Raw genomic sequence first — 22,717 nt, forward strand, 5'->3', positions numbered from 1 at the left:
CTCGACCCGTACAGCTTGACCGCGGCGGCCGGGGTGCCGGTGCTGTGGTGGCCGTGGTCGGTCACGGACTTGGCCACTCCTGCGACGGTGGCGGCGGCAAGCACGAAGCCGATCACAACGGCAACCGCAGTGGACACGCTGACCTCCGAGGCCTGACGGGAGACCGAACCGACTTCTCGCGCACGTTACACGCTGCGACGCGGTCTTGTCGTGATCTCGGCAACTCCGGCCGCGCAGATGAGCACGGCGAGCGCGGCCGCGATGTCGCCCGCAAGGGTCGGAGCACGCGGCGAGCGCGGCTCGGAGACCGCGACCGGTCCGGGTACGGCGTACAGGGCGAGCGTGCCCGTACGCAGGACCGGCCGAAGCCCCTGCAAACGAGCCGCGGCGCCGGCCGAGCCGGTCTGGTCGGTTTCCAGCAGCACGCCGGCGTAGCCCTGCCGGCGAAGGACCGCAAGCAGCGGCCCGCGGCCTGCGACCGCACCCGCAATCCGACGCGCCAGCGGATCCTCGAGCGGGGTGCTCACCGAGCCGACTGCCAGGGCGTCATCCGCCACCACCCGCCGCGGTAGCCAGTAGGCAGCGGGCTCGGCCAGCGTGCGACCGCCGTTCCAGCCGTACTGGCGCTGCGACGACCACGGCAGCACAAGGACCGGCCCGGACGGCAACCGAGAAGAGGCGGCCCGCACCGCCGGCCAGTCGCCGGGCCAGTGAACGGCGGACAGAGCGCCGTCGCTCCCCCAAGCGGCCGCGGGCAGGAGCAGCAGCGGCACGAGCGCGAGTGCGGGTGCGCAGCGCACCCGGTCGGTCGCCCGCGCAACCGCCACCCCGAAGCCGATCGCGACCACGAGCACGAACGGCGCCAGCCAGCGCTGGCCGTCGCGGAGCAGACCGCCGGCCGGGGACGACCCGACGTCGACCGCGAGCCGGCGTACGCCGGGGATGGCGGCCCAGATCGCGAGCAGGTAGCTGATCCCGGCAGCGACGAGCAGCCAGCGGGCCACCGCGTCGCGACGACAGGCCGCGAGCGCCCACAGCGAGACAACGGTCAAGACGATCGCAGCTGCCGCGACCACGAAGGCGCCGTGTCCGGGAAGCGCCACCTCGGCGTTCCACATGCCGCCGAGCGCCAGCAAGCTGCCGGCGGTTCCGAACGATGTGTCGGCACGGGCGGCGAACGCGAGCACGCCGACCCGGTCCGAGGGGTAGCCGGCCGAGAACGTCAGGGCGGGCACCGCCCAGGGAAGGGAGAGCAGGACGAACGCGGCAGCCACCATGCAGGTGCGCCTCGGCCAGCCGGCCGAGCCGCCGGGCCGGAAGGCCAGCGGGAGAACGACCGGCAACGCGAGCAGCTCGGCGGAGGCACCGCCGGTGGCGGCCACCGCGACCGCGAGGAAGAAGCGGCATCCGGCTCGGGGCTCGCCGTCACGAAGTGCGATCGCAGTCGCCGCGATCCACGGCAGGGCGGCGTATCCGATCAGAACCGCCCACTGGCCTTGTCGCAGCCGTTCGCCGAGGTAGGGGTTCCAGGAGTACAGCGTGGCCGCCGCCGCTGCGCCCGCAAGGACCGCTCGGCGTGGCTGCGCGGCGAGCACCCGCGCGGCCAGCCGGGCAGCTCCCCATCCCGCACCGGCGATGATCAGAAGCAGCACTAGGTCCTGGACGACGTCGCCGGGCAGGACATGCGACGCCAGTGCGACCAACAGGTCGCTCGGCACGTCACGGGGCAGGCCGTCGAGGCCAAGTGCATGCGCGTCGAGCGGCGGGCGCGGGACAAAGACCATGTCGCGGTTCAGGACGTACCCGCGACCGAGAACCGGTGCGAGCTGAAGGACCGCGGACGCGATGCCAATCGTCAGTCCGGCCGCGGAGGCGGTGAGGCGCCGCCGGGCACGATCGCCGATCATTGCGCGCGACCGTACACGCTGTGCTCGACTATTCGGGACGGGCCGGGCGTAGCGGCCCGGTTGCGGCCGGCGAGCGAGTGGGTGAGATGACGACGGCAAGCGGGCAGGAAGCGTCCCGGCGCTCGCTCGTGCGCTCGACCGCGCTCGTCGGTACGGCGCTCATGGCGGGCAACCTGGCCGGCTACCTGCTCGCGATCATCGGCAGCCACCGGCTCCGGCCGGCGGACTACGGCCTGTTCGGCGCGATGCTGGCGACCCTGCTGGTCGGCGGGATCCCGTCGCTGGCCCTGCAGGCGGTGATCGCGCGACGTACCGCGGCCGAACGGCTGGCGCCGCACAACGCGCTGGCCGACGGCATCCGGACCGGGCTCATCACGGTGGCCGTCGGGGTGGTGGCCTGGCCGGGGCTCACCGTCTTCCTGCACGTGAACCGGCACGGGCTGGCCGTCCTCGCCGTCGTGATCGGACTGCTTCCGCTGTGCATCGTCGCGTCGGTCCAGGGGCACCTTCAGGGCGCCGAGCGCTTCGGGCGGCTGGCGGTCGTCGTCACGATCGCCGGGCTCGGACGGTTGCTCGGTGGTGTCCTGCCACTGGCATTCGGCGGGGGCACCGCCGGCGTGATGACCGGGATCGCGGTCGGCGCATCGATGTCCGCTCTGGTGGCGATCCGGCTGCTGCCCGCAACCGGCCCGAGGCCACTCGAACCGACCGGCGGCGAACACGCCGAGCCGCTCGTAGCGCAGGGGCCGGAACTGCTCACCGCGATCGTGTCGATGGGTGCGTTGCTGCTGCTTTCGAGCCTGGACCTGCTGCTGGCCCGCCACGTCCTCGCCGCCGGCCTCGGCGGCCACTACACCGCGGGCAACGTCGTGGCGAAGGTGGCCTTCTGGCTACCGCAGGCCGTGCCCCTTGCCGCGCTCCCCCGGCTCAGCCGCCACCACGACCGGGCGCGCGCGCTGCTGGACGCGGCGATCCTGACCGCCGTCATCGCGGTGATCAGTGTCGGTGTCACCGCAGTGGCCGGCGGCTTCCTGGTCAGGGCCACTTTCGGCGCCCGCTACTCGAGCATCGGCGGCATCGCCTGGTTGTTCGCGGTGCAGGGCAGCGCGCTGGCCGGCGTCCAGCTGCTGATCTTCCACGACATCGCCGTACGCCGTCGCCGGGTGGTGCCGGTGGTGCTCGCCGCGGCGGCGATCGAGGCGATCGTGATCCTGGCCGGCCGGCCGAGCACTCCGCGCGGAGTGATCGAGGTAGCCGCCACCACCGCGGTAGGGCTGCTCGCAGTGACTGCCGCCAACCACGTGCGGCGCCCCGCAGACGTGGCGGAGCCGGATCAGTGGGCGGCGTCGTCCCAGCTTCTGCCGACGCCGACCGAGACGTCGAGCGGCACGTCCAGCGCGTAGGCGGCGCCCATCTCGTGGCGCACGATGTCCTCGACCGCCTCACGCTCTCCCTGGCCGACCTCCAGCACGAGCTCGTCGTGGACCTGGAGCAACAGGCGGGACTGCAGCGACTTGGCCTCCAGCGCCGAGCGCACGCGCAGCATGGCGAGCTTGATGATGTCCGCGGCTGACCCTTGGATCGGCGCGTTCAGCGCCATCCGCTCGGCCATCTGCCGACGCTGCCCGTTGTCGCTGGTCAGGTCGGGCAGGTAGCGGCGCCGGCCGAGGATTGTCTGCGTGTAGCCGTCGCGGCGCGCGGCATCGACGACGCCGGACAGGTAGTCGCGCACGCCACCGAAGCGTGCGAAGTACGCATCCATCTGTTCGCGCGCCTCGTCGGGCGTGATGCCGAGCTGGGCGCCCAGCCCGTACGCCGACAACCCGTAGGCCAGCCCGTAGGACATCGCCTTGATCCGGCGCCGCTGCTCGGGCTGCACCTCGGCGACCGGGATGCCGAACGCGCCGGCGGCGACGAAGGTGTGCAGGTCCTCGCCCGAGGTGAACGCGTCGATCAGGCCCGCGTCGCGGGAGAGGTGAGCCATGATCCGCATCTCGATCTGCGAGTAGTCCGCGGTGAGCAGGCACTCGTAGCCGGAGCCGACGATGAACGCCTTGCGAATCTCCCGGCCCTCCAGCGTGCGCACCGGGATGTTCTGCAGGTTCGGGTCGGTGCTGGACAGCCGGCCGGTGGCGGCCACCAGCTGGTTGAACGTCGTGTGGACCCGGTTGTGCTCGTCGACCATCGGGATCAACGAGTCGACGACGGTCTTCAGCCGCGCGACATCGCGGTGCCGGAGCAGGTGCTCGAGGAAGGGATGCCCGGTCTTGAGGTAGAGCTCCTGAAGGGCATCGGCGTCGGTGGTGTACCCGGTCTTGATCTTCTTCGTCTTCGGCAGGCCAAGCTCCTCGAACAGGACCTGCTGGAGCTGCTTGGGCGAACCGAGGTTCACCTCGTGACCGATCGTGGAGTACGCGAGCTCGGCCGCTCGCTTCACCTCGCCGGCGAACCGCGCCTCGAGCTCGGCCAGCCAGTCGACGTCGGCGGCGATGCCGGCCCGCTCCATCTCGGCGAGCAACCCGGTGAGCGGCAGCTCGAGCTCGGTGAGCAGCCGCGAACCGCCCCGGTCCTCCAGAACCGCTCCCAGCGCCGCGGCGAGGTCGAGAATCGCCTTCGCCCGCAGCATCTCCGCCGCAGCCGCGTCTTCCTCGAGCGAGCCGTCGAGGGAGAGCTGGCCGTCCGCGGCGGTCTCGGCGCGCAGCTCGCGGTGCAGGTAGCGGATGGCCAGGTCGGCCAGGTCGAACGAGCGCTGGCCGGGCAACGCGATGTAGGCCGCCAGTGCGGTGTCCGTCGTGACCCCGGCGAGGGTCCAGCCGCGCTCGACGAGGGCCAGCACCGGACCCTTCACGTCGTGCGCGGCCTTGGCGACCTCCGGGTCGGCCAGCCAGGCGGCGAGCGCCTGCTCGTCGTCGCCGGTCAGCTGCTCGGGGTCGATGTACGCCGCCGTGCCGTCGGGAGCCGCGATCGCGAGCCCGGTCACCACGCCGGTCCCGCGCCCCCACGTGCCGGCGATCGAGAGGCCGTGCCGCTCGTGACCCCGGGCGTGCTCCCCGAGCCACAGCGCGATGTCGCCGGGCGCGAGGACCCGCCCGTCGAGCTCGAACCCGGCATCGACGGTCACCGGCTCGGCGACCGAGAGGGTCTGGTAGAGCCGCTCACGAAGCACGCGGAACTGCAGGGTGTCGAACAGGGTGTTCAGCGTCTCGCGATCCCACTGGCCCAGTGCGAGGTCGGCGGGGTGCAGGTCGAGCGGGACGTCCCTGCGCAGCTCGGTGAGCTGCCGGTTGCGGACCACGTCAGCCAGGTGCTCGCGAAGCGCGACACCGGCCTTGCCCGGCACCTCGTCGACTCGCGCGACCAGGTCGTCCAGCGAGCCGAAGTCCCGCACCCACTTTGCCGCGGTCTTCTCCCCGACGCCGGGGATCGAGGGCAGGTTGTCACTCGGATCGCCGCGGAGGGCGGCAAAGTCGGGGTACTGCGCGGGCGTCAGCCCGTACTTCTCCTCGACCGCGGTCGGGGTGAAGCGGGTCATGTCACTGATGCCGCGGCGGGTCATCAGGACGGTCACGCTGTCGTTGACCAGCTGGAGGACGTCACGGTCGCCGGTGACGATGAGGACGTCCATGTCGTCCTGGGCCTCGACCGCCAGGGTGGCGATGATGTCGTCGGCCTCGAACCCCTCCAGCTCGAGCGACGGGATGGTCAGCGCGGACAGCACCTCGTGGATCAGAGCGACCTGGCCACGGAAGTCTGTCGGGGTCTCCTTCCGGGTCGCCTTGTACTCGGCGTACGCCTCGGTCCGGAAGGTGTGCCGGCCGACGTCGAAGGCCACGGCCACATGGGTGGGCGCCTCGTCGCGCAGGACGTTGATCAGCATCGCGGTGAAGCCGTAGACCGCGTTGGTCGGCTGCCCGGTCGTGGTCGAGAAGTTCTCGACCGGAAGCGCGAAGAAGGCCCGGTAGGCCAGCGAGTGGCCGTCGAGGAGAAGCAGCCGGGGCCGCCTCTCCGAGGTGTCCGTGGCAACCGCAGCCATGGCCCGCATCGTAGTGTCGGCCGCTGACAGCGCGGCCCGGGTGCCGAGCCGGCGGTCAGGGCTCGGCGCGCTCCGGCACGGGCTGTCGCACCGGGCGCACCGGCATCGGGCGAACGATGCGGGTCCGGCGGCGTACCGCGTCCGAGTGCAGGCTGGACGACCAGTCGCTGCCCAGCCGGCGGCGCAGGCCGGCCACCGGAGCGATCCGCTGCATCGCGGCCGGGGCGAACCCGAGCCGGGCGAAGAACCGGTTGGTCTCGCGCAGGGCCGGATAGACGCCGACCGCGATGTGGTCGACGTGGCGCTCCGAGGCGTAGTCGACCGCGGCTGCAACCAGCGCGTGGCCGACCCCGCGGTGACGGAACAGCGGTGACACGACGACGTGCGGCATGTAAACCAGCTCGTTGTCGGTGAGCGGGTCGGGGCGCGCGATGCGCATGATGGCCATGCCGGCCGGTGCGTCGCCGGCACACGCGATGACAACTCGGCAGCCCGGGTCCTCGAGGACGCACCTCAGGCGGTCCTTCGCATCGACACCCGAGAGCGGGTTCACCGCTCGAGCCGCGCGGCCGCCGGACTGCCGCAGCTCGTCCCAGAGGCTGATGAGGACGGGGAGATCGGCCGCCGTGGCCGGCCTGGTCAGCACCATCGGTCGTGCCACAACAGCCCCCTCATACGGTCTCGGAGAGAACAGGCGTGCGCAATGAGTACGCACCGTAGCGGGGTTTGCCTAGGAGCGCGAGGGTGGGGCCACAATCGGCCCACGAGATCCGAATGACTGCATCGCTACCGTTGACCGGGGCGACCCGCGTTGACTAACTTGGTCGCACAGCCCGGCACCGAGTAGACAACGTCCGCGCACGGGGAAGGCGCGGACGGTACCAAAGGTGCCGGGCTCCAAACTTGTCCGGCAACGGGCGTGGATTTTCCTTGATTTGCAACGCATTTTCAGTTCCACGCGCCGAGCGCGAGCGCAGTTGACCGACGTAGTCAAGCCGCACGACGGCAGGTGCGAACGCGGCGATGTCGTTGTGGCACAACGATGTTCGTGATGCCTCGCATCGGATTGCGGAGCGCGCGGCCCCGTCGCGGCGTCAGGACGTCGCGGTTGCCGGGTTCACATCGAGCACGGCGGCTGCGACCGCACGCATCGTGGTACGTCGATCCATCGAGGTCTTCTGGATCCAGCGGAACGCCTCGGCCTCCGACATGCCTTGATCGGCCTGCAGCTTGCTCTTTGCGCGGTCGAGCAGCTTGCGGGTTTCCAGCCGTTCCGCAAGGTCGGCGACTTCAGCTGCGAGCGCGGTCAGCTGCTGATGCCGGCTCACCGCGACCTCGATGGCCGGGACCAGGTCGCTGCGGTCGAACGGCTTGACCAGGTATGCCATCGCGCCGGCATCGGCGGCGCGCTCAACCAGCTCGCGTTGGCTGAACGCGGTCAGCATGATGACCGCCGCGCTCGCGTTCGCGACGATCTGCTCCGCGGCGGAGATGCCGTCGAGTCCAGGCATCTTGACGTCGAGGATGACCAGGTCCGGCCGCAGCGACTCGGCGAGCTCGATCGCGTCCTGCCCGTTCGCCGCCTCACCGACGACGACGTATCCCTCGCTGGTCAGCATCTCCTTAAGATCGAGCCGGATCAGTGCCTCATCCTCGGCAATGACCACCCGATGCGACCGCGCCTCACTCACGCAAGCCAGCCTAGCGAGCAGTGTCCGCTGGATAGACTCGACGAAGCCTCAGCCCCGGTATTCCAATCGGTAGAGAAGATGGATTCAAAACCCATTCAGTGTCGGTTCGAATCCGACCCGGGGCACCAAACGAGCAGTGCACGGGGGTGTGGAACACCTGCGGTGTGCGGTCGCAGAACTGTCGGCGGCGAGCGGCATCGTGGACAACGTGTACGACGCATCGGTGCGGGCGGCGGCGCTCGCCAAGCTGACTGAGGGCGCGACTCTCAGCGCGGTCAGCCGGCAGACCGGGATCAACCGTGCGACCTTGCGCTCGTGGCTGGCGAATCCCACCCCGAAGGCGCGCATCTCGTCGTGCCCGATGTGTCACGACGAACCGTTTCCCCCGCGGCGCGCCTATGTCTACTTACTAGGCATGTACCTCGGCGACGGCTGCATCTGTCAGCTTGCGCGAACGATGTCCCTACGTATTACGTGCGCAGATGCCTACCCATTGGTGATGGATGAGTGCGCGCGAGCTATCAGCGCGGTCACGGGTCGAACGGTTGGACGAGTTCCCAACGTCGGCTGCACCGATCTCGTCAGCTATTGGCAGCATTGGGCGTGCTTGTTCCCGCAGCATGGGCGTGGCCGGAAGCACGAGCGCGCAATCGCGTTGGCCGACTGGCAGCACGACCTTGTGTGCGTCGATCCTCGACCGCTGATCCGCGGCCTGCTGCATTCCGACGGATCACGATTCGACAACGTCGTGCATCGCCCACTGCCCACCGGCGTACGCACCTACTCGTATCCCCGCTACATGCTGACCAACAACGCCGCCGACATCCTGCGGATCTTCACGGATGCGCTGGATCTGCTCGGTATCGCCTGGCGCCAGAATCGGTGGAACAGCATCTCGGTTGCGCGGCGCGAGGCGGTTGCGGCGTTGGATGAGTTCGTCGGGCCGAAGTACTGATCCGCGCGGTCAGCCGATCGGGCGGTCGGTGGGTGCGATCGGCGCGGGGAGCTGCGTGTCGCCGAGCAGCCAGCGGTCGACGGCTGCGGCGCAGGACCGCCCCTCGGCGATCGCCCACACGATGAGCGACTGACCGCGTCCGATGTCACCGCAGGCGAAGACACCATCGACGTCAGTCATCCAGTCCGCACCGCGCGCCACGTTGCCGCGATGGTCGAACGACACCTCGAGGCCGGTCAGCAGCGGGCTGCGTTCGGCGCCGACGAAGCCCATCGCCAGCAGCACGAGCTGCGCGGACACGGTCCGCTCGGTGCCCGGTATCGGCACGAACCGTTCGTCGACGTCGGTGAGCACCAGGGCCGCCACCCGGCCGGCGCCGTCGTCGACGAACCTGGTCGTCGACACCGCGAAGACCCGCTCGCCGCCTTCTTCGTGCGCGCTCGAAACCCGGTAGGTCATCGGGTACGTCGGCCACGGCATCGTCGCGGATCGGGCCCCGGGCGGGCGCGCAAGGATCTCCAGCTGGGTCACGGACCGAGCACCCTGCCGATGCGCCGTACCCAGGCAGTCCGCGCCGGTGTCTCCCCCGCCGATGATCACGACGTCCTTGCCGGCCGCGGTGATCGTCGGATCGTCGAGATCCCCGTGCTGCACCCGGTTCGCGAGCGGCAGGTAGTCCATGGCCGGATGGATGCCGGCCAGCGAGCGGCCGGCGACGTCGAGGTCGCGCGGCACCGGACAGCCCGCGGCAAGCACGATCGCGTCGTGCCGCTTGCGCAGTTGGTCCGCGGTGATGTCCACACCGACATCGACCCCGATCCGGAAGCGAGTGCCCTCCTCTTCCATCTGCAACAGCCGACGATCGAGGTGCCGTTTCTCCAGCTTGAACTCGGGGATGCCGTAGCGAAGCAGGCCACCGACCCGGTCGGACCTCTCGTACACGACGACCGTGTGCCCGGCCCTGGTCAGCTGCTGCGCAGCGGCCAGGCCGGCCGGTCCCGAGCCCACGACGGCGACCGTCCGGCCGGACAGCCGCTCGGCGACCTGCGACGCGATCCAGCCCTCGGCCCAGGCCCGATCGACGATCTCGACCTCGACCTGCTTGATCGTCACGGGATCCGCGTTGATCCCCAGCACGCAGGCGCTCTCGCACGGCGCCGGGCACAGCCGCCCGGTGAACTCCGGAAAGTTGTTCGTCGCGTGCAGCCGCTCGATCGCCTCGCGCCAGTCACCGCGCCAGACGAGGTCGTTCCACTCGGGGATCAGGTTGCCGAGCGGGCAGCCCTGATGGCAGAACGGGATGCCGCAGTCCATGCAGCGGCCGGCCTGACCCTGCAACCGGTCCGGCGGGAAGTCGAGCGCGACCTCCCGCCAGTCCTGGATCCGCACGTCGACCGGTCGCCGGGCCGGCATCTCGCGAGGCGTCGTGAGGAACCCCTTCGGGTCAGCCATGCGCCGCCGCCATCACCGCATCGTCGATGCCGGCACCGGCGGTCGCCGCATCGCGTGCCGCGTCGAGCGCTCGCCGGTAGTCCCGCGGCATGACCCGCGTGAACCGCTCGACCGCACCCGGCCAGTTCCGGAGCAGGCCCTCCGCCACCACCGACCCGGTCTCCGCGGCGTGGTGCTGCACGATCCCGTGCAGCCACTGCACGTCCGCCTCGTCGATCGGCTCGAGGTCAACCATGTCGAGGTTGACGAGGGTTGGGTCGGCGTCGAGCAGGTAGCCGACACCTCCGGACATCCCGGCGGCCAGGTTGCGGCCGGTCGGTCCGAGGATCACGACGCGGCCGCCGGTCATGTACTCGCAGGCGTGGTCCCCGACACCTTCGACGACGGCGACGGCGCCCGAGTTGCGGACGGCGAACCGCTCCCCCACGACGCCGCGGATGAGCGCCTCGCCTGCGGTCGCGCCGTACAGGATCACGTTGCCGGCCACCACGTTGTCCTCGGCGGCGAACCGCGCGTCGGGGTGCGGGCGCACGACGATCCGCCCGCCCGACAGCCCCTTGCCGAGGTAGTCGTTGGAGTCTCCGACCAGTCGCAGCGTGATGCCGCGCGGGATGAAGGCGCCGAAGGACTGCCCGGCCGACCCGGTGAACGTGACGTCGATCGTGCCGTCCGGAAGCCCGGCGTCGGCGTACCGACGGGTGACCTCGTATCCCAGCATCGTCCCGACCGTGCGGTTGACGTTGCGGATCGGCAGGTCGAGCCGAACCGGACGGGCATCGCCGAGTGCGCCCTCGCAGAGCTGGATCAGCGTGCGGTCGAGTGCCTGGTCGAGACCGTGGTCCTGCTCGCGGGTGCGGCGGGCCGCGGAGTCGACCTGGGGCCGGTGAAAGATCGGCGACAGGTCCAGGCCGCGCGCTTTCCAGTGCGACACCGCCCCGGCCGTCTCGAGCATCTCCACCTGGCCGATTGCCTCGTCAAGCGACCGGAACCCGAGCGCGGCCAGGTGTTCGCGCACCTCTTCGGCGATGTACTCGAAGAACGTCTGCACGAACTCCGGCCGGCCGGTGAAGCGTTTGCGAAGCTCGGGGTTCTGCGTCGCGACCCCGACCGGACACGTGTCGAGATGGCAGACGCGCATCATCACGCACCCCGACACAACCAGCGGCGCAGTGGCGAACCCGAACTCCTCGGCGCCGAGAAGTGCAGCGATCACGACATCGCGGCCGGTCTTGAGCTGACCGTCGACCTGCACGGTGATCCGGTCGCGCAGGCCGTTGAGGAGCAAGGTCTGCTGCGTCTCGGCAAGCCCGAGCTCCCACGGCGTACCGGCGTGCTTCAGCGAGGTCAGCGGCGCTGCGCCGGTGCCGCCGTCGTGCCCGGAGATCAGTACGACGTCGGCGTACGCCTTGGACACTCCGGCGGCGACCGTGCCGACACCGACCTCCGCGACCAGCTTCACGTGCACGCGCGCCTGCGGGTTGGCGTTCTTCAGGTCGTGGATCAGCTGCGCCAGGTCCTCGATCGAGTAGATGTCGTGGTGCGGCGGCGGTGAGATCAGGCCGACACCGGCGGTCGACCCACGGGTCTTCGCGATCCACGGGTAGACCTTGTGGCCCGGCAGCTGACCGCCTTCGCCGGGCTTCGCGCCCTGCGCCATCTTGATCTGCAGGTCGGTGGCGTTGGTCAGGTAGTCGCTCGTAACTCCGAACCGCCCGCTCGCGACCTGCTTGATCGCGCTGCGCCGCGCCGGGTCATGCAGCCGTTCGGCGTCCTCGCCGCCTTCGCCGGTGTTGGACTTGCCGCCGATCGCGTTCATCGCGATGGCGAGCGTCTCGTGCGCCTCGGCGGAGATCGATCCGTACGACATCGCTCCGGTCGCGAAGCGCCGCACGATCGATGCGACCGGCTCGACCTCGCTGATCGGCACGGGATCACGGCGACCCGCGGCGAACCGGAACATGCCGCGCAGCGTCATCAGCCGCTCCGCCTGCTCGTCGACCGCGCGCGTGTAGCGCTTGAACACGTCGTACTGCCTTGATCGCGTCGCGTGCTGCAACGTGAAGACGGTCTCGGGGTTGAACAGGTGCGGTTCGCCCTCACGCCGCCACTGGTACTCGCCACCGGCCCACAGTGTTCGGTGCTTGTGTGGCACGCGCGGGTAGGCATGCCGGTGCCGAGCGGCCACCTCCTCGGCCAGCTCGGCGAGACCTACACCGCCCAGCGGGGACGCCGTCCCCGTGAAGTACTCGTCAACGACGTCGCGTGAAAGCCCCAGCGCCTCGAAGATCTGCGCACCCGTGTACGACGCCACAGTCGACACGCCCATCTTGCTCATGACCTTCAGGACGCCCTTGCCGAGCGCCTTGATGTAGTGCCGGACCGCCTCGTCCGGCTCGATCCCCGTGACGACGCTGCGCCGCACCAGGTCCTCGACCGTCTCCATCGCGAGGTACGGGTTCACCGCCGCCGCGCCGTAGCCGATCAAGAGCGCGACGTGATGCACCTCGCGCACGTCGCCGGCCTCGACGATCAGCCCGACCTTCGTGCGGGTGCGCTCGCGGGTCAGCTGATGATGGACGGCGCCGGTCAGCAGCAGGGAGGGAATCGGCGCCAGCTGCGCGTCGCTGTCACGGTCGGACAGCACGATCAGCCGGACCCCCGCTGCGATCGCCTCACTCACCTCGCGGCGTACGCGCTCGATCGCATCGCGCAGCGCGGGGCCGCCTCCGGACACCGGGTAGAGACCCTTGACCACCCTTGCCGCGAAGCCGGGCAGGTCGCCGTCGTCGTTGACGTGGATGATCTTTGCCACGTCGTCGTTGTCGATCACCGGGAACGGCAGCGTGATCTGCCGGCAGGACGCCGGCGTCGGTTCCAGCAGGTTGCCCTCCGGCCCGGTCGCGGTGGACAGGGACGTCACCAGCTCCTCGCGAATGGCGTCGAGCGGCGGGTTGGTCACCTGCGCGAAGGACTCGGTGAAGTAGTCGAAGAGCAGCCGCGGCCGGTCCGACAACACCGCGACCGGAGTGTCCGTGCCCATGGAGCCGATCGCCTCGGCGGCGCCCCGTGCCATCGGCGCGATGATCAGCCGCAGCTCTTCCTCGGTGTAGCCGAACGCCTGCTGCCGCCGTACGACGGACTCGTGCGGGTAGACGACGTGCTCGCGCTCGGGCAGCGTGCGCAGGTCGAGCAGGCCGGCGTGCAGCCACTCCTGGTACGGGTGCTCGGCGGCCAGCTCCGCCTTGAGCTCGTCGTCGTCGACGATTCGCCCCGCAACCGTGTCGACCAGGAACATCCGGCCCGGCTGCAGCCGGCCCTTGCGGACCACCTTTCCCGGAGGGATGTCGAGCACTCCGACCTCGGACGCCATGACGACCCGGTCCTCGTCGGTGATCCAGTAGCGCGCCGGGCGCAGGCCGTTGCGGTCCAGTACCGCGCCGACGACGTCGCCGTCGGTGAACGTCACGCATGCCGGGCCGTCCCACGGCTCGATCACGCAGGAGTGGAACTCATAGAACGCGCGCAGCGCCGGCGGCATCTCGCGGTTGTTCTCGTAGGCCTCCGGGATCATCATCAGCACGGCGTGCGGAAGCGAGCGGCCGCCGAGATGAAGCAGCTCGAGCACCTCGTCGAAGCTCGCCGAGTCGCTGAAGCCGGGAGTGACGACGGGGAACAGGCGACGCAGGTCACCCGGGATCAGGTCGCTCTCCAGCAGCGCCTCCCGTGCGCGCATCCAGTTGCGGTTGCCCCTGATCGTGTTGATCTCGCCGTTGTGGGCGACGAACCGATACGGGTGCGCAAGCGGCCAGGACGGGAAGGTGTTCGTGGAGAACCGCGAGTGCACCAGTGCGATCGCCGACTCGAAGCGGGCGTCAACGAGATCGGGAAAGAACACCGGCAGCTGGCCGGTGGTCAGCATGCCCTTGTAGACGATCGTCCGGCTCGACAGGGACGGGAGGTACGCACCGACCTCCCGTTCGACCCGCTTGCGGGCACAGAACGCCCGCCGCTCGAGCGCCATCCCGACCTCGCCGCGGGTCGCGCTCACGACCACCTGCCGGATCTGCGGCATGACCGCCCGGGCCGCAGCGCCGAGTGGCCCAGGGTCTACCGGAACCGGGCGCCAGCCGTGCACGCGCAACTCCTCCTCCGCGGCAATCCGTTCGATCCGGGCGACGGCCTTCGCGGCGGCTGCCGGTTCGGCGGGCAGGAACACCAGACCGGCGGCGTACGTGCCGGCGTGCGGGAGCTCGAAGCCGCACTCGGCGCGAAGGAACCCATCCGGCACCTGGACGAGGATGCCGGCGCCGTCACCGGTGTTGGGCTCGGCGCCGGAGGCGCCGCGATGGTCCAGGTTCTGCAAGGCGGTCAAGGCATCGGCTACGACCTCGTGCGAACGCCGACCGTGCAGGTCCGCGACGAAGGCCACGCCACACGAGTCGTGCTCGTGCCGGCCGTCGTAGAGACCTTGCGGAGGCGGAACGCCCGGCAACCGGGCAAGCAGAGGTGCAGGCATGGCGTCGGGCTCCGTCGTCCGCTCAGTCGGGTGGAGATGGCTGGCGCGGGACGACGTTGGCCCTGCACGAAGAAGGCTAGCGCAGCGCGCTTGCGGGATCCCGACAGCAGCTAGCTCGAAACGCCGGTGCCGATCGCGGCGCCTACGCCGTACACCACCGCCACCGCGATCCCGCCGAGGACCAGGTGTCGGACGGCCCCGGTCCAGCCGGACCGGCCCGTGAAGCGCGCCACCGCCGCACCCATCGCCAGCAACGCGATCGCTCCGAGGACGAGCGACCAGATCAGGGTGTGGGCGCCGAGAAGGTACGGCAGCAACGGCACGAACGCGCCGAGCGCAAAGGTGATGAAGGACAAGCCTCCGGCGAGGTACGGCGACGGTTGCTCGTCGGGGTCGACGCCGAGCTCCTCACGGACATGGACGCGCCAGACGTCATCCGCGTCCTCGGAGAGCTCGCGGGCCACCCGGGTCGCGAGCTCCCGTGACAGCCCGCGATGGCGGAACATCGCGGCCAGCTCGGCCTCCTCGGCGCGCGGGCTGCGCTCGATCTCGGCGCGCTCCTTGGCGATCTCCGCCTGCACCAGCTGGGTCTGCGACTGCACCGACGTCCACTCACCCACCGCCATCGAGAACGAGCCGGCAAGCAGGCCGGCGAACCCGCTGAGGATCACCGTGTGCACGGAGGTGTGCGCGCCCGCGACGCCCGCGACCAGCGCGCCATTGGAGACGACGCCGTCCATGGCGCCGAACACGGCCGGGCGAAGCCAGCCGCGGTTGACGTCGCGGTGAGTGTGGTGGATCTCCCCGCCGGACGTGCCCACGGCGGCAACCTCGGCCGCGTCGGTCATGTCGTCAGCGTATGTCCGGCTGCCGGGTCGAGCGCGTCATCCTCGGGCTGCTCCGGCTCGCCCGGCTTCGGCCGCATCAGCACGAAGTAAGCCGTCGCGGCGATGAACACGATCACGCTCGTCCAGTCGTTGAGCCGCAGCCCGAAGAACTTGTGCGCGTCGTCGATCCGCAGCGCCTCGATCCAGCCGCGACCGGCGGTGTACGCCATGACATACAACGCGAAGGCGCGGCCGCGGGTGAAATGCCAGCGCCGGTCGGCAAGGATCACGAGGATCGCCACGCCGACGTCCCAGATCGACTCGTAGAGGAAGGTCGGCTGGTAGTAGGCGTCGGCCAGGTATCCCGGCATCCGGTGCGCGAGGTCGATGTGCAGGCCCCAGGGAAGGCCGGTGGGCCGGCCGTAGAGCTCCTGGTTGAACCAGTTGCCCCACCGCCCGACCGCCTGGGCGAGCGGCATGCCGGGCGCGAGCGAGTCCGCGACCAGGGCGAAGTTCAGGTGGTAGCGACGGCAGGCGATGTAGGCACCGAGCGCGCCGAACAGCACACCGCCCCAGATGCCGAGCCCGCCGTCCCAGATCTTCAGCGCGCCGATCGTGCCCGGCCGCCCGGGGCCGCCCCAGTACAGCTCGGGATTGGTCGCCAAGTGGTAGAGCCGGGCCCCGACCAGGCCGAACGGCACCGCCCAGGTCGCGATGTCCGCCATCGCGCCCGGCGGCCCGCCACGCTTCTGGAACCGCCGGTCGCCGACCCACACCGCCACCACGACACCGGCGATGATGCACAGCGCGTAGAAGCGGATCGGCACCGGGCCGAGATGAACCACCGCCCGCGACGGACTCGGAATGTGGGCGGGCAGCACGTAGTCAGGCTACGGGGCGAGGCTCGGCGCGGTTCGAACCCCCGCAGCGAGGTCCGCGGCCAGCGCGCCCACCGCCGCCACTCCCTGCGGCAGCGTGGCCGCATCGAGCAGGCAGCGCACGAGCGCCGAACCGACGACGACCCCGTCGGCGTACGCGGCGACCTCGGCGGCCTGCGTGCCGTTCGACACGCCGAGCCCGACGCCGACCGGAAGGTCGGTCGCGGCCCGCACCCGAGCGACCAGCGCGGGGGCGACCTGCGACGTCGTGGCGCGCGCGCCCGTTACACCCATCGTGGACGCGGCGTAGACCCAGCCCGAGGCCGCTGCTGTGGTCGAGGCGATCCGCGCGCCGGACGAGGACGGCGCGACGAGGAAGATCCGCTCGAGGTCGTGCTCGGCACTGACCGCGAGCCACTCAGCCGCCTCGTCGGGAATGAGGTCCGGGGTGATCAACCCCGACCCGCCGGCGGCGGCAAGGTCGGCCGCGAAGCGCGCCGGGCCGTACTGCAGCACCGGGTTCCAGTACGTCATGACGACCGTCGCAACCCCCATGCCCGCAACCGCCTCGACGGTGCGCAGCACGTCGGCGATCCGCGTGCCGCCCCGAAGCGACTGCTCGGCCGCGGCCTGGATGGTCGGGCCGTCGAGCACCGGGTCGCTGTACGGCAGGCCGACCTCGACGACGTCGACGCCGCCGTCCACGAGCGCCCGCATGGCCTCGAGGCAGCCGTCGTACGACGGAAAGCCGGCGGGCAGGTAGCCGATCAGCGCGCCCCGGCCCCGCGCGCGGGCAGCCGAGATCGCCGCCCCCGAGCGCGAGCTCACGACATCAACCCGAACCAGCGCGCCGCCGTGTCCATGTCCTTGTCTCCGCGACCGGACAGGTTCACGACCAGAACCGCGTCCGAGCCGAGATCCGCGGCGACCATCCGCGCGCCGGCGAGCGCGTGCGCGCTCTCGATCGCCGGGATGATCCCCTCGGTCCGGCAGAGCAGGCGGAAGGCCTCCATCGCCTCGACGTCGGAAACCGGCCGGTACGTCGCGCGGCCGGTGTCCTTGAGCCAGGCGTGCTCCGGCCCGACCCCCGGGTAGTCGAGGCCGGCCGAGATCGAGTGCGACTCGAGGGTCTGGCCGTCGGCGTCCTGCAGCACGTAGGAGCGTGCGCCGTGCAGCACGCCGGGCGAGCCGGCGGTCAACGTGGCGGCGTGCCGCCCGGTCTCGACCCCGTCGCCGGCCGCCTCGAACCCGTACAGGCGGACGCCCTCGTCCGCCAGGAAGGCCGAGAAGATGCCCATCGCGTTGGATCCGCCGCCGACGCACGCAATCACCGCGTCCGGCAGCCGGCCGATCTGGTCGAGCGCCTGCGCCCTGGCCTCGGTGCCAATGACCGATGCGAAGTCCCGCACCATCGCCGGGAACGGCGCCGGGCCCCCGACCGAACCGATGACGTAGTGGGTGGTCTCGACGTTGGTCACCCAGTCGCGGAACGCCTCGTTCATCGCGTCCTTCAACGTGCGCGACCCGCTCGCCACCGGCACGACCTCGGCGCCGAGCAGCCGCATCCGGGCGACGTTGAGCGACTGTCGTTCGACGTCGACCTCGCCCATGTAGACGACGCACTCGAGCCCGAACAGCGCCGCCGCGGTCGCCGTGGCAACGCCGTGCTGCCCGGCGCCGGTCTCGGCGATGACCCGCGGCTTGCCCATCCGGCGGGTGAGCAGCGCCTGGCCGAGGACGTTGTTGATCTTGTGCGCACCGGTGTGGTTCAGGTCTTCTCGCTTGAGCCACACCTGGGCGCCGATCTCGGCCGAGAAACGCTCGGCGCGGTAAAGCAGCGACGGCCGTCCGGCGTACTCGCGAAGCAGGCGCGACAGCTCGGCCCGGAACTCGGGGTCCGCGCGCGCCTCGGCATAAACCTCGGTGAGCTGGTCGAGGGCCGCGATCAGCGCCTCGGGCACGTAGCGGCCGCCGTACGGGCCGAACCGCCCGTCGCTGGACTCGACGGTCGAACCGAGGTCGGCAGACATGCGCTCAGGCCGAGTGACGGCAGGACGGGTGCGCTCCCGCGGCCACGAGATCGGCAACCGCCTGCCGCGGCACGTCGGCCTTCACGAGGCCTTCTCCGACCAGCACTGCATCCGCGCCGGCAGCGGCGCAAGCGAGCAGGTCGTGCGGGCCGCGCACGCCGCTCTCCGCGATCCGGATCGTCGGCGGTGGGAGCAGGGGTGCGATCCGGGCGAAGGTGTCGCGGTCGACGTCGAGCGTGCGCAGGTTGCGGTTGTTGATGCCGATCACTCGCGCGCCGGCCTCCAACGCACGCAGCGCCTCGGCCTCGTCGTGCACTTCGACCAGCGCGGTCATCCCCAGGCTCTCGACCCGCTCGCGCAGGCTGACCAGCACCTCCTGCGCCAGGGCGGCCACGATCAGCAGGACCGCATCGGCGCCGTGCGCGCGCGCTTCCCAGACCTGGTAGGGCGTGATGACGAAGTCCTTGCGCAGGACGGGGACCGCCACCGCTGCCCGCACCGCCTCGAGATCGGCGAGTGAGCCGTCGAAGCGGCGCTGCTCGGTCAGCACCGAGATCATCGCGGCGCCACCGGCTTCGTACTCGCGGGCCAGCTCGGCCGGATCGCTGATCGATGCGAGCTGGCCCGAGCTCGGGCTGGACCGCTTCACCTCGGCGATCACCGCCACGCCGCGCCCGGACAGCGCCGCGGTCGCGTCGCGAGCAGGCGACTGGCGCGCGGCCATCTGCTTCACGACATCGAGTGGAAGGACCCGTTCGCGCTCCGCGAGGTCCTCGCGGACGCCGGTGAGAATGTCGTCGAGGACTGACACCCCAACAGGGTAAGGCGCCCGGTTCGGCCGGTTCGGCGCACCCCACGCGCTCGGTCTTCAGGGTCAGGCGGTGGGGTCCTCGCCCCGGTCGAGCGCCTCCCAGGCGACGGCGGCCTCATCCTTCGCCGGCGCCGCAGCGCTGGGCGCGTCGTACTTCGCACCCAGCCCGGACCAGTTCCCTGCCCGGAAGACCGTGAGCGCGCCGGCGGCGACCGCGAGCACCCCGCCGAGTACGGCGACCAGCCACCAGCCGTTCGCGCTGGCGTGCACGGTCAGCCCCTGAGCACCCACCTCACGCCGCTCGAGCGCCGCGGCGACGTCCCCGCGCGCGGTGAGCGCCACGCCGATCGCCGCGGCGCCGATGAGGACGACGACAACGCCGACCGCCCGGCGCAGCCAGCCCCGGGCGGCAATGATCGCCGCGGCGAGTGCGAGCAACGCGATGCCGAGGGCGGGTAGCGCGGGCGCGACATAGTGGCCCGTGACGGACAGCTCGGAGCGGCCCTGGCCGGCGACGTTCGTGAGGACGGTGTGCGCCCACTGCCGCCCGCTGGAAAGCAGGACCAGCAAGCCACCCACCGCGCAGGTGAGCAGGGCGACGGCCGGCGCCCGCCGGGACGTCATGCGTGGCGGCGAGCTCATGCGCCGGCGGGTCGCAGTGACCCGGCCGCGAGCAGCGCGTTGATGACCGCGGCGGCCTTGTCCCGGGACTCGGTGTCCTCGGTCGCAGGATCGGAGTCGGCGACGATGCCGGCCCCGGCTTGGACGTAGGCGCGACCGGCCCGCATCACCACCGTGCGGATCGCGATCGCGGTGTCGAGGTCCCCCGCGACGTCGACGTAGCCCACGACTCCGCCGTACAGCCCTCGCCGGGTGGGCTCGAGCGCCTCGATGATCTCCATTGCGCGGACCTTGGGCGCACCCGACAGGGTCCCGGCGGGGAAGCAGGCGCACAGCACGTCGAGCGCGCTCGTTCCCTCGGCAACCTCGCCCACGACGGTCGACACGAGATGCATCACGTGCGAGAACCGCTCGACCGACATCAGGTCGACCACCTCGACCGACCCGGCCCGGCAGACCCGGCCGAGGTCGTTGCGACCGAGGTCGACCAGCATCACGTGCTCGGCGCGTTCCTTGGGGTCGGCGAGGAGCTCGGCGGCAAGCGCGGCATCGCGTTCCGGCGTCGCTCCCCGTGGACGCGTCCCTGCGATCGGGTGCATCAGCGCACGACCGGCCTCGACCTTCACCAGAACCTCGGGAGACGAGCCGACGACATCGAGGTCGTCGAACCGCAGCAGGTACATGTACGGCGACGGGTTCGAGGCTCGCAACGCGCGGTAGACATCGAGCGCATCGGCTTCGGTCGACATCTCGAACCGCTGCGATACGACGATCTGGAAGCAGTCACCGTCGCGGATGTGTGCCTTCGCCTGCTCGACCGCCGCCATGTACTCGGCCCTGGTCGAGCGCTCCTCGTAGTCGACCTCGGTCGAGCGATCGAGAACGGCGACCGAGGACTCAGCCGGCTTCGACAGGTCGGCGGTCATCGACTCCAGCCGCGCGACCGCGTCGTCGTACGCCGTGTTCGGATCGCTGTCGGCGTTCGGAGTGAGACCCCGAATCACGTTCGCAATCAACAAGATCGAGCCGTCTCTGTGGTCGAGTACGGCGAGGTCGGTCGCGAGCAGGAAGTGCAGCTCGGGAATCTCGAGGTCGTCGGCGGCCAGCGCAGGCAGTCGCTCCATCCGCCGGACCGCGTCGTACCCCAGGTAGCCGACCAACCCGCCCGTGAGCGGCGGCAGGCCCGGGCGGCGCGGGGTGTGCAGCCGTGCCGCAGCGTCCTTCAGCGCAGCCAGTGGGTCGTCGGGATGGTCGTCCGGTCCGATGCCGGTCCAGACCGCATGACCGTCACGCTCGGACAGGGTCGCCGCCGAGTGCACGCCGACGAAGGAGTAGCGCGACCACACGCCCCCGATCTCGGCCGACTCGAGCAGGAATGTCCCGGACCGGCCCTGCGCGAGTTTGCGGTAGGCGCTGATCGGGGTTTCGGCGTCGGCAAGCAAACGGCAGACGACCGGCACCACGCGATGCTCGGCAAGGTCCGCGAGGAAGCCCTCGCGGTCAGGAGCAACGACACCGTCGGCTGCCGCGCCGGCGGCTCTGCTCGCGCTCATTCCGCCCGCCCCACCACGGCATCGAGGTCGCCGCCGGCGTCGAAGCAGCGGCGGTCGCCGGTGTGGCAGGCCGCACCGACCTGGTCGACCGAGACGAGAAGCGCATCGCCGTCGCAGTCGAGCGCGACCGACTTCACCCATTGCAGGTGCCCCGACGTCTCGCCCTTGACCCAGTACTCCTGGCGGCTACGGCTCCAGAACGTGCAGCGACCCGACGTCAGCGTGCGGTGCAGCGCCTCGTCGTCCATCCACCCGAGCATCAACACCTCGCCGGTGTCCCACTGCTGGATGACCGCGGCGACCAGCCCGTGCTCGTCGCGCTTGAGCCGCGCGGCGATCGTCGGGTCGAGGGCGGACGGCCGGGCGGGCGCGGACATCCGCCCATTCTGCCTGGCGCACACTGCACGCGTGACTGGCGAAGCCGTCGGCTGGCTCCGGGCGCACCGGCGCGCAGCGACCGTCGCCGGGCTGGTCGTGGCATTGCTGTACTCGTGGGTGGCCGGCCACTTCTCGACGTTCACCACCTCGGCTGCGGTTGCGACCTTCGTGCCCGGAGCCATCGGTGTGGGCGTGGCCTTCGGCTCGCGGAGATCGGTGGCGGTGCGGCCGAGGGTCGGCCGGCGCGCATGGCTCGCCTGGGCTCTGGTGCTCGCCGGGTTCACCGCACTCGAGCTCGCTGCACTCTTCCTGGGCGCCGATCACGCGCATCCGACGGTGAGCGACCTCGTGAACCCGTGGTTCGGGCCGGTGCCGGCGCGTGCCGCACTGTTCGCGGCGTGGCTCGGCTTCGGCTATTGGTTGAGCCGCCGATGAGTCGCGCGCTGACCATTGCCGGCTACCTCGCCGCCGTGGTGGTGGCGGTCGCCGTCGACCTGCTCGCCCGCCGCCGCGGTGCTCGCCTTGCCACGGCCGGCGAGCTGTTCAGCCGGCTGTCATCGCGCCGCGCAGGCAGAGTCGCCGTCGCCTTCGGCTGGTGGTGGCTCGGCTGGCACTTCTTCGTCCGATAGCACCGGCGCAAACGGCTGGAGTGAGCTGACCTGCGTCTAGTCTCCCGTCATGGCGAACGTGCAGGAGGCGTACCAGCGGGTGTCCCGGTGCTTCGGCGCGGCGGCCCGTACGGCGAGCCCCGACAAGTGGAGCGCTCAGTCGCCGTGCACGCAGTGGACGCCGCGCGACGTGGTGGCGCACATCGTCAACGGTCACCGCGGCGTGATCGCCGGGGTGCGAGGCGGCGAACCCCGGCCGATGGGTGCGGACGAGGACCCACTTCAGGCCTGGACGGAGGCTCAGCAGGAACTCGAAAAGATCACCGCCGACCCGGATGCGCTCGCCCAGGAGGTCGACGGCCCACCGGGGAAGATGCCCGCCGGAGAGCTCATCGGCCGGTTCGTGACCATGGATCTGCTCGTGCACACCTGGGACCTGGCCCGCGCGGTCGGCGGG

General features: G+C 70.9%; 19 protein-coding genes and 1 tRNA gene. 6 read left to right on the forward strand and 14 right to left on the reverse strand.

All coding sequences use genetic code 11. The features are described 5' to 3' along the window. Positions 1-185: 185 nt before the first annotated feature. Positions 186-1,907: a hypothetical protein gene (locus tag VME70_13265; protein HTW21169.1), complete on the reverse strand. Its 1,722-nt coding sequence runs from the start codon at positions 1,905-1,907 to the stop codon at positions 186-188. Positions 1,908-1,927: 20 nt separating this feature from the next. On the opposite strand from VME70_13265, the gene VME70_13270 reads away from it, so the two are divergent. Continuing rightward, positions 1,928-3,310, forward strand: coding sequence for a hypothetical protein (locus VME70_13270; protein HTW21170.1), 1,383 nt, complete (start codon positions 1,928-1,930; stop codon positions 3,308-3,310). Here VME70_13270 and polA read toward each other — a convergent pair. From polA to VME70_13285, 3 genes are all read right to left on the reverse strand, one after another. Further along, positions 3,241-5,940, reverse strand: a complete 2,700-nt coding sequence (polA, locus tag VME70_13275; GenBank protein ID HTW21171.1) for a DNA polymerase I — start codon at positions 5,938-5,940, stop codon at positions 3,241-3,243. The genes VME70_13270 and polA overlap by 70 nt on opposite strands. Positions 5,941-5,995: 55 nt before the next feature. Beyond that, positions 5,996-6,601, reverse strand: a complete 606-nt coding sequence (locus VME70_13280) for a GNAT family N-acetyltransferase (protein HTW21172.1) — start codon at positions 6,599-6,601, stop codon at positions 5,996-5,998. Positions 6,602-7,034: 433 nt separating this feature from the next. After that, positions 7,035-7,631 carry a response regulator gene (locus VME70_13285; protein HTW21173.1) on the reverse strand — a complete coding sequence of 199 codons (597 nt, stop codon included), beginning with the start codon at positions 7,629-7,631 and terminating at the stop codon, positions 7,035-7,037. 51 nt (positions 7,632-7,682) lie between these two features. Here VME70_13285 and VME70_13290 point away from each other — a divergent pair. Further along, positions 7,683-7,759: transfer RNA gene (locus VME70_13290), tRNA-Leu, on the forward strand. A 20-nt stretch (positions 7,760-7,779) separates the two neighbouring features. After that, entirely contained in the window at positions 7,780-8,586 is an 807-nt protein-coding gene (locus tag VME70_13295; GenBank protein ID HTW21174.1) for a hypothetical protein, read from the forward strand. A 9-nt stretch (positions 8,587-8,595) separates the two neighbouring features. Here the strand turns inward: VME70_13295 and VME70_13300 are convergent, their stop codons facing one another. The 10 genes from VME70_13300 to hisI form a co-directional block, all read right to left on the reverse strand. Continuing rightward, positions 8,596-10,038, reverse strand: a complete 1,443-nt coding sequence (locus VME70_13300) for a glutamate synthase subunit beta (protein ID HTW21175.1) — start codon at positions 10,036-10,038, stop codon at positions 8,596-8,598. Further along, positions 10,031-14,554, reverse strand: coding sequence for a glutamate synthase large subunit (gene gltB, locus VME70_13305; protein HTW21176.1), 4,524 nt, complete (start codon positions 14,552-14,554; stop codon positions 10,031-10,033). Before gltB ends, VME70_13300 begins: the two co-directional genes overlap by 8 nt. A 110-nt stretch (positions 14,555-14,664) precedes the next feature. Beyond that, positions 14,665-15,402 carry a VIT1/CCC1 transporter family protein gene (locus VME70_13310; GenBank protein HTW21177.1) on the reverse strand — a complete coding sequence of 246 codons (738 nt, stop codon included), beginning with the start codon at positions 15,400-15,402 and terminating at the stop codon, positions 14,665-14,667. Then, positions 15,399-16,262, reverse strand: a complete 864-nt coding sequence (gene lgt, locus VME70_13315) for a prolipoprotein diacylglyceryl transferase (GenBank protein ID HTW21178.1) — start codon at positions 16,260-16,262, stop codon at positions 15,399-15,401. The genes VME70_13310 and lgt overlap by 4 nt, the downstream gene beginning before the upstream one ends. A 9-nt stretch (positions 16,263-16,271) precedes the next feature. Continuing rightward, the gene (gene trpA, locus VME70_13320; GenBank protein ID HTW21179.1) at positions 16,272-17,087 is read right to left on the reverse strand and encodes a tryptophan synthase subunit alpha; all 816 of its coding nucleotides are present in this window, start codon (positions 17,085-17,087) and stop codon (positions 16,272-16,274) included. After that, complete coding sequence (gene trpB / locus VME70_13325; protein HTW21180.1) at positions 17,084-18,289, reverse strand: tryptophan synthase subunit beta; 1,206 nt, start codon at positions 18,287-18,289, stop codon at positions 17,084-17,086. The genes trpA and trpB overlap by 4 nt, the downstream gene beginning before the upstream one ends. Before the next feature lie 4 nt (positions 18,290-18,293). Continuing rightward, positions 18,294-19,100: an indole-3-glycerol phosphate synthase TrpC gene (trpC, locus tag VME70_13330; GenBank protein ID HTW21181.1), complete on the reverse strand. Its 807-nt coding sequence runs from the start codon at positions 19,098-19,100 to the stop codon at positions 18,294-18,296. A 63-nt stretch (positions 19,101-19,163) separates the two neighbouring features. After that, positions 19,164-19,724, reverse strand: a complete 561-nt coding sequence (locus VME70_13335) for a Trp biosynthesis-associated membrane protein (protein HTW21182.1) — start codon at positions 19,722-19,724, stop codon at positions 19,164-19,166. A gap of 14 nt (positions 19,725-19,738) precedes the next feature. Further along, positions 19,739-21,274, reverse strand: a complete 1,536-nt coding sequence (locus VME70_13340; protein ID HTW21183.1) for an anthranilate synthase component I — start codon at positions 21,272-21,274, stop codon at positions 19,739-19,741. Further along, on the reverse strand, positions 21,271-21,651 hold the full coding sequence (hisI, locus tag VME70_13345) for a phosphoribosyl-AMP cyclohydrolase (GenBank protein ID HTW21184.1): 381 nt from the start codon (positions 21,649-21,651) through the stop codon (positions 21,271-21,273). The genes VME70_13340 and hisI overlap by 4 nt, the downstream gene beginning before the upstream one ends. A 31-nt stretch (positions 21,652-21,682) precedes the next feature. Between hisI and VME70_13350 the strand changes: the two genes are divergently transcribed. From VME70_13350 to VME70_13360, 3 genes are all read left to right on the forward strand, one after another. Continuing rightward, on the forward strand, positions 21,683-22,087 hold the full coding sequence (locus tag VME70_13350; protein HTW21185.1) for a hypothetical protein: 405 nt from the start codon (positions 21,683-21,685) through the stop codon (positions 22,085-22,087). Beyond that, positions 22,084-22,281 (forward strand): DUF6186 family protein, encoded by a 198-nt coding sequence (locus VME70_13355; protein HTW21186.1) that lies wholly within the window; start codon positions 22,084-22,086, stop codon positions 22,279-22,281. Before VME70_13350 ends, VME70_13355 begins: the two co-directional genes overlap by 4 nt. Before the next feature lie 49 nt (positions 22,282-22,330). Continuing rightward, positions 22,331-22,717: maleylpyruvate isomerase family mycothiol-dependent enzyme (locus tag VME70_13360; GenBank protein HTW21187.1), on the forward strand; the 387-nt coding region annotated here is incomplete at its 3' end.

It is taken from the genome of Mycobacteriales bacterium (genome assembly GCA_035504215.1).
Classification (GTDB): domain Bacteria; phylum Actinomycetota; class Actinomycetes; order JAFAQI01; family JAFAQI01; genus DATAUK01.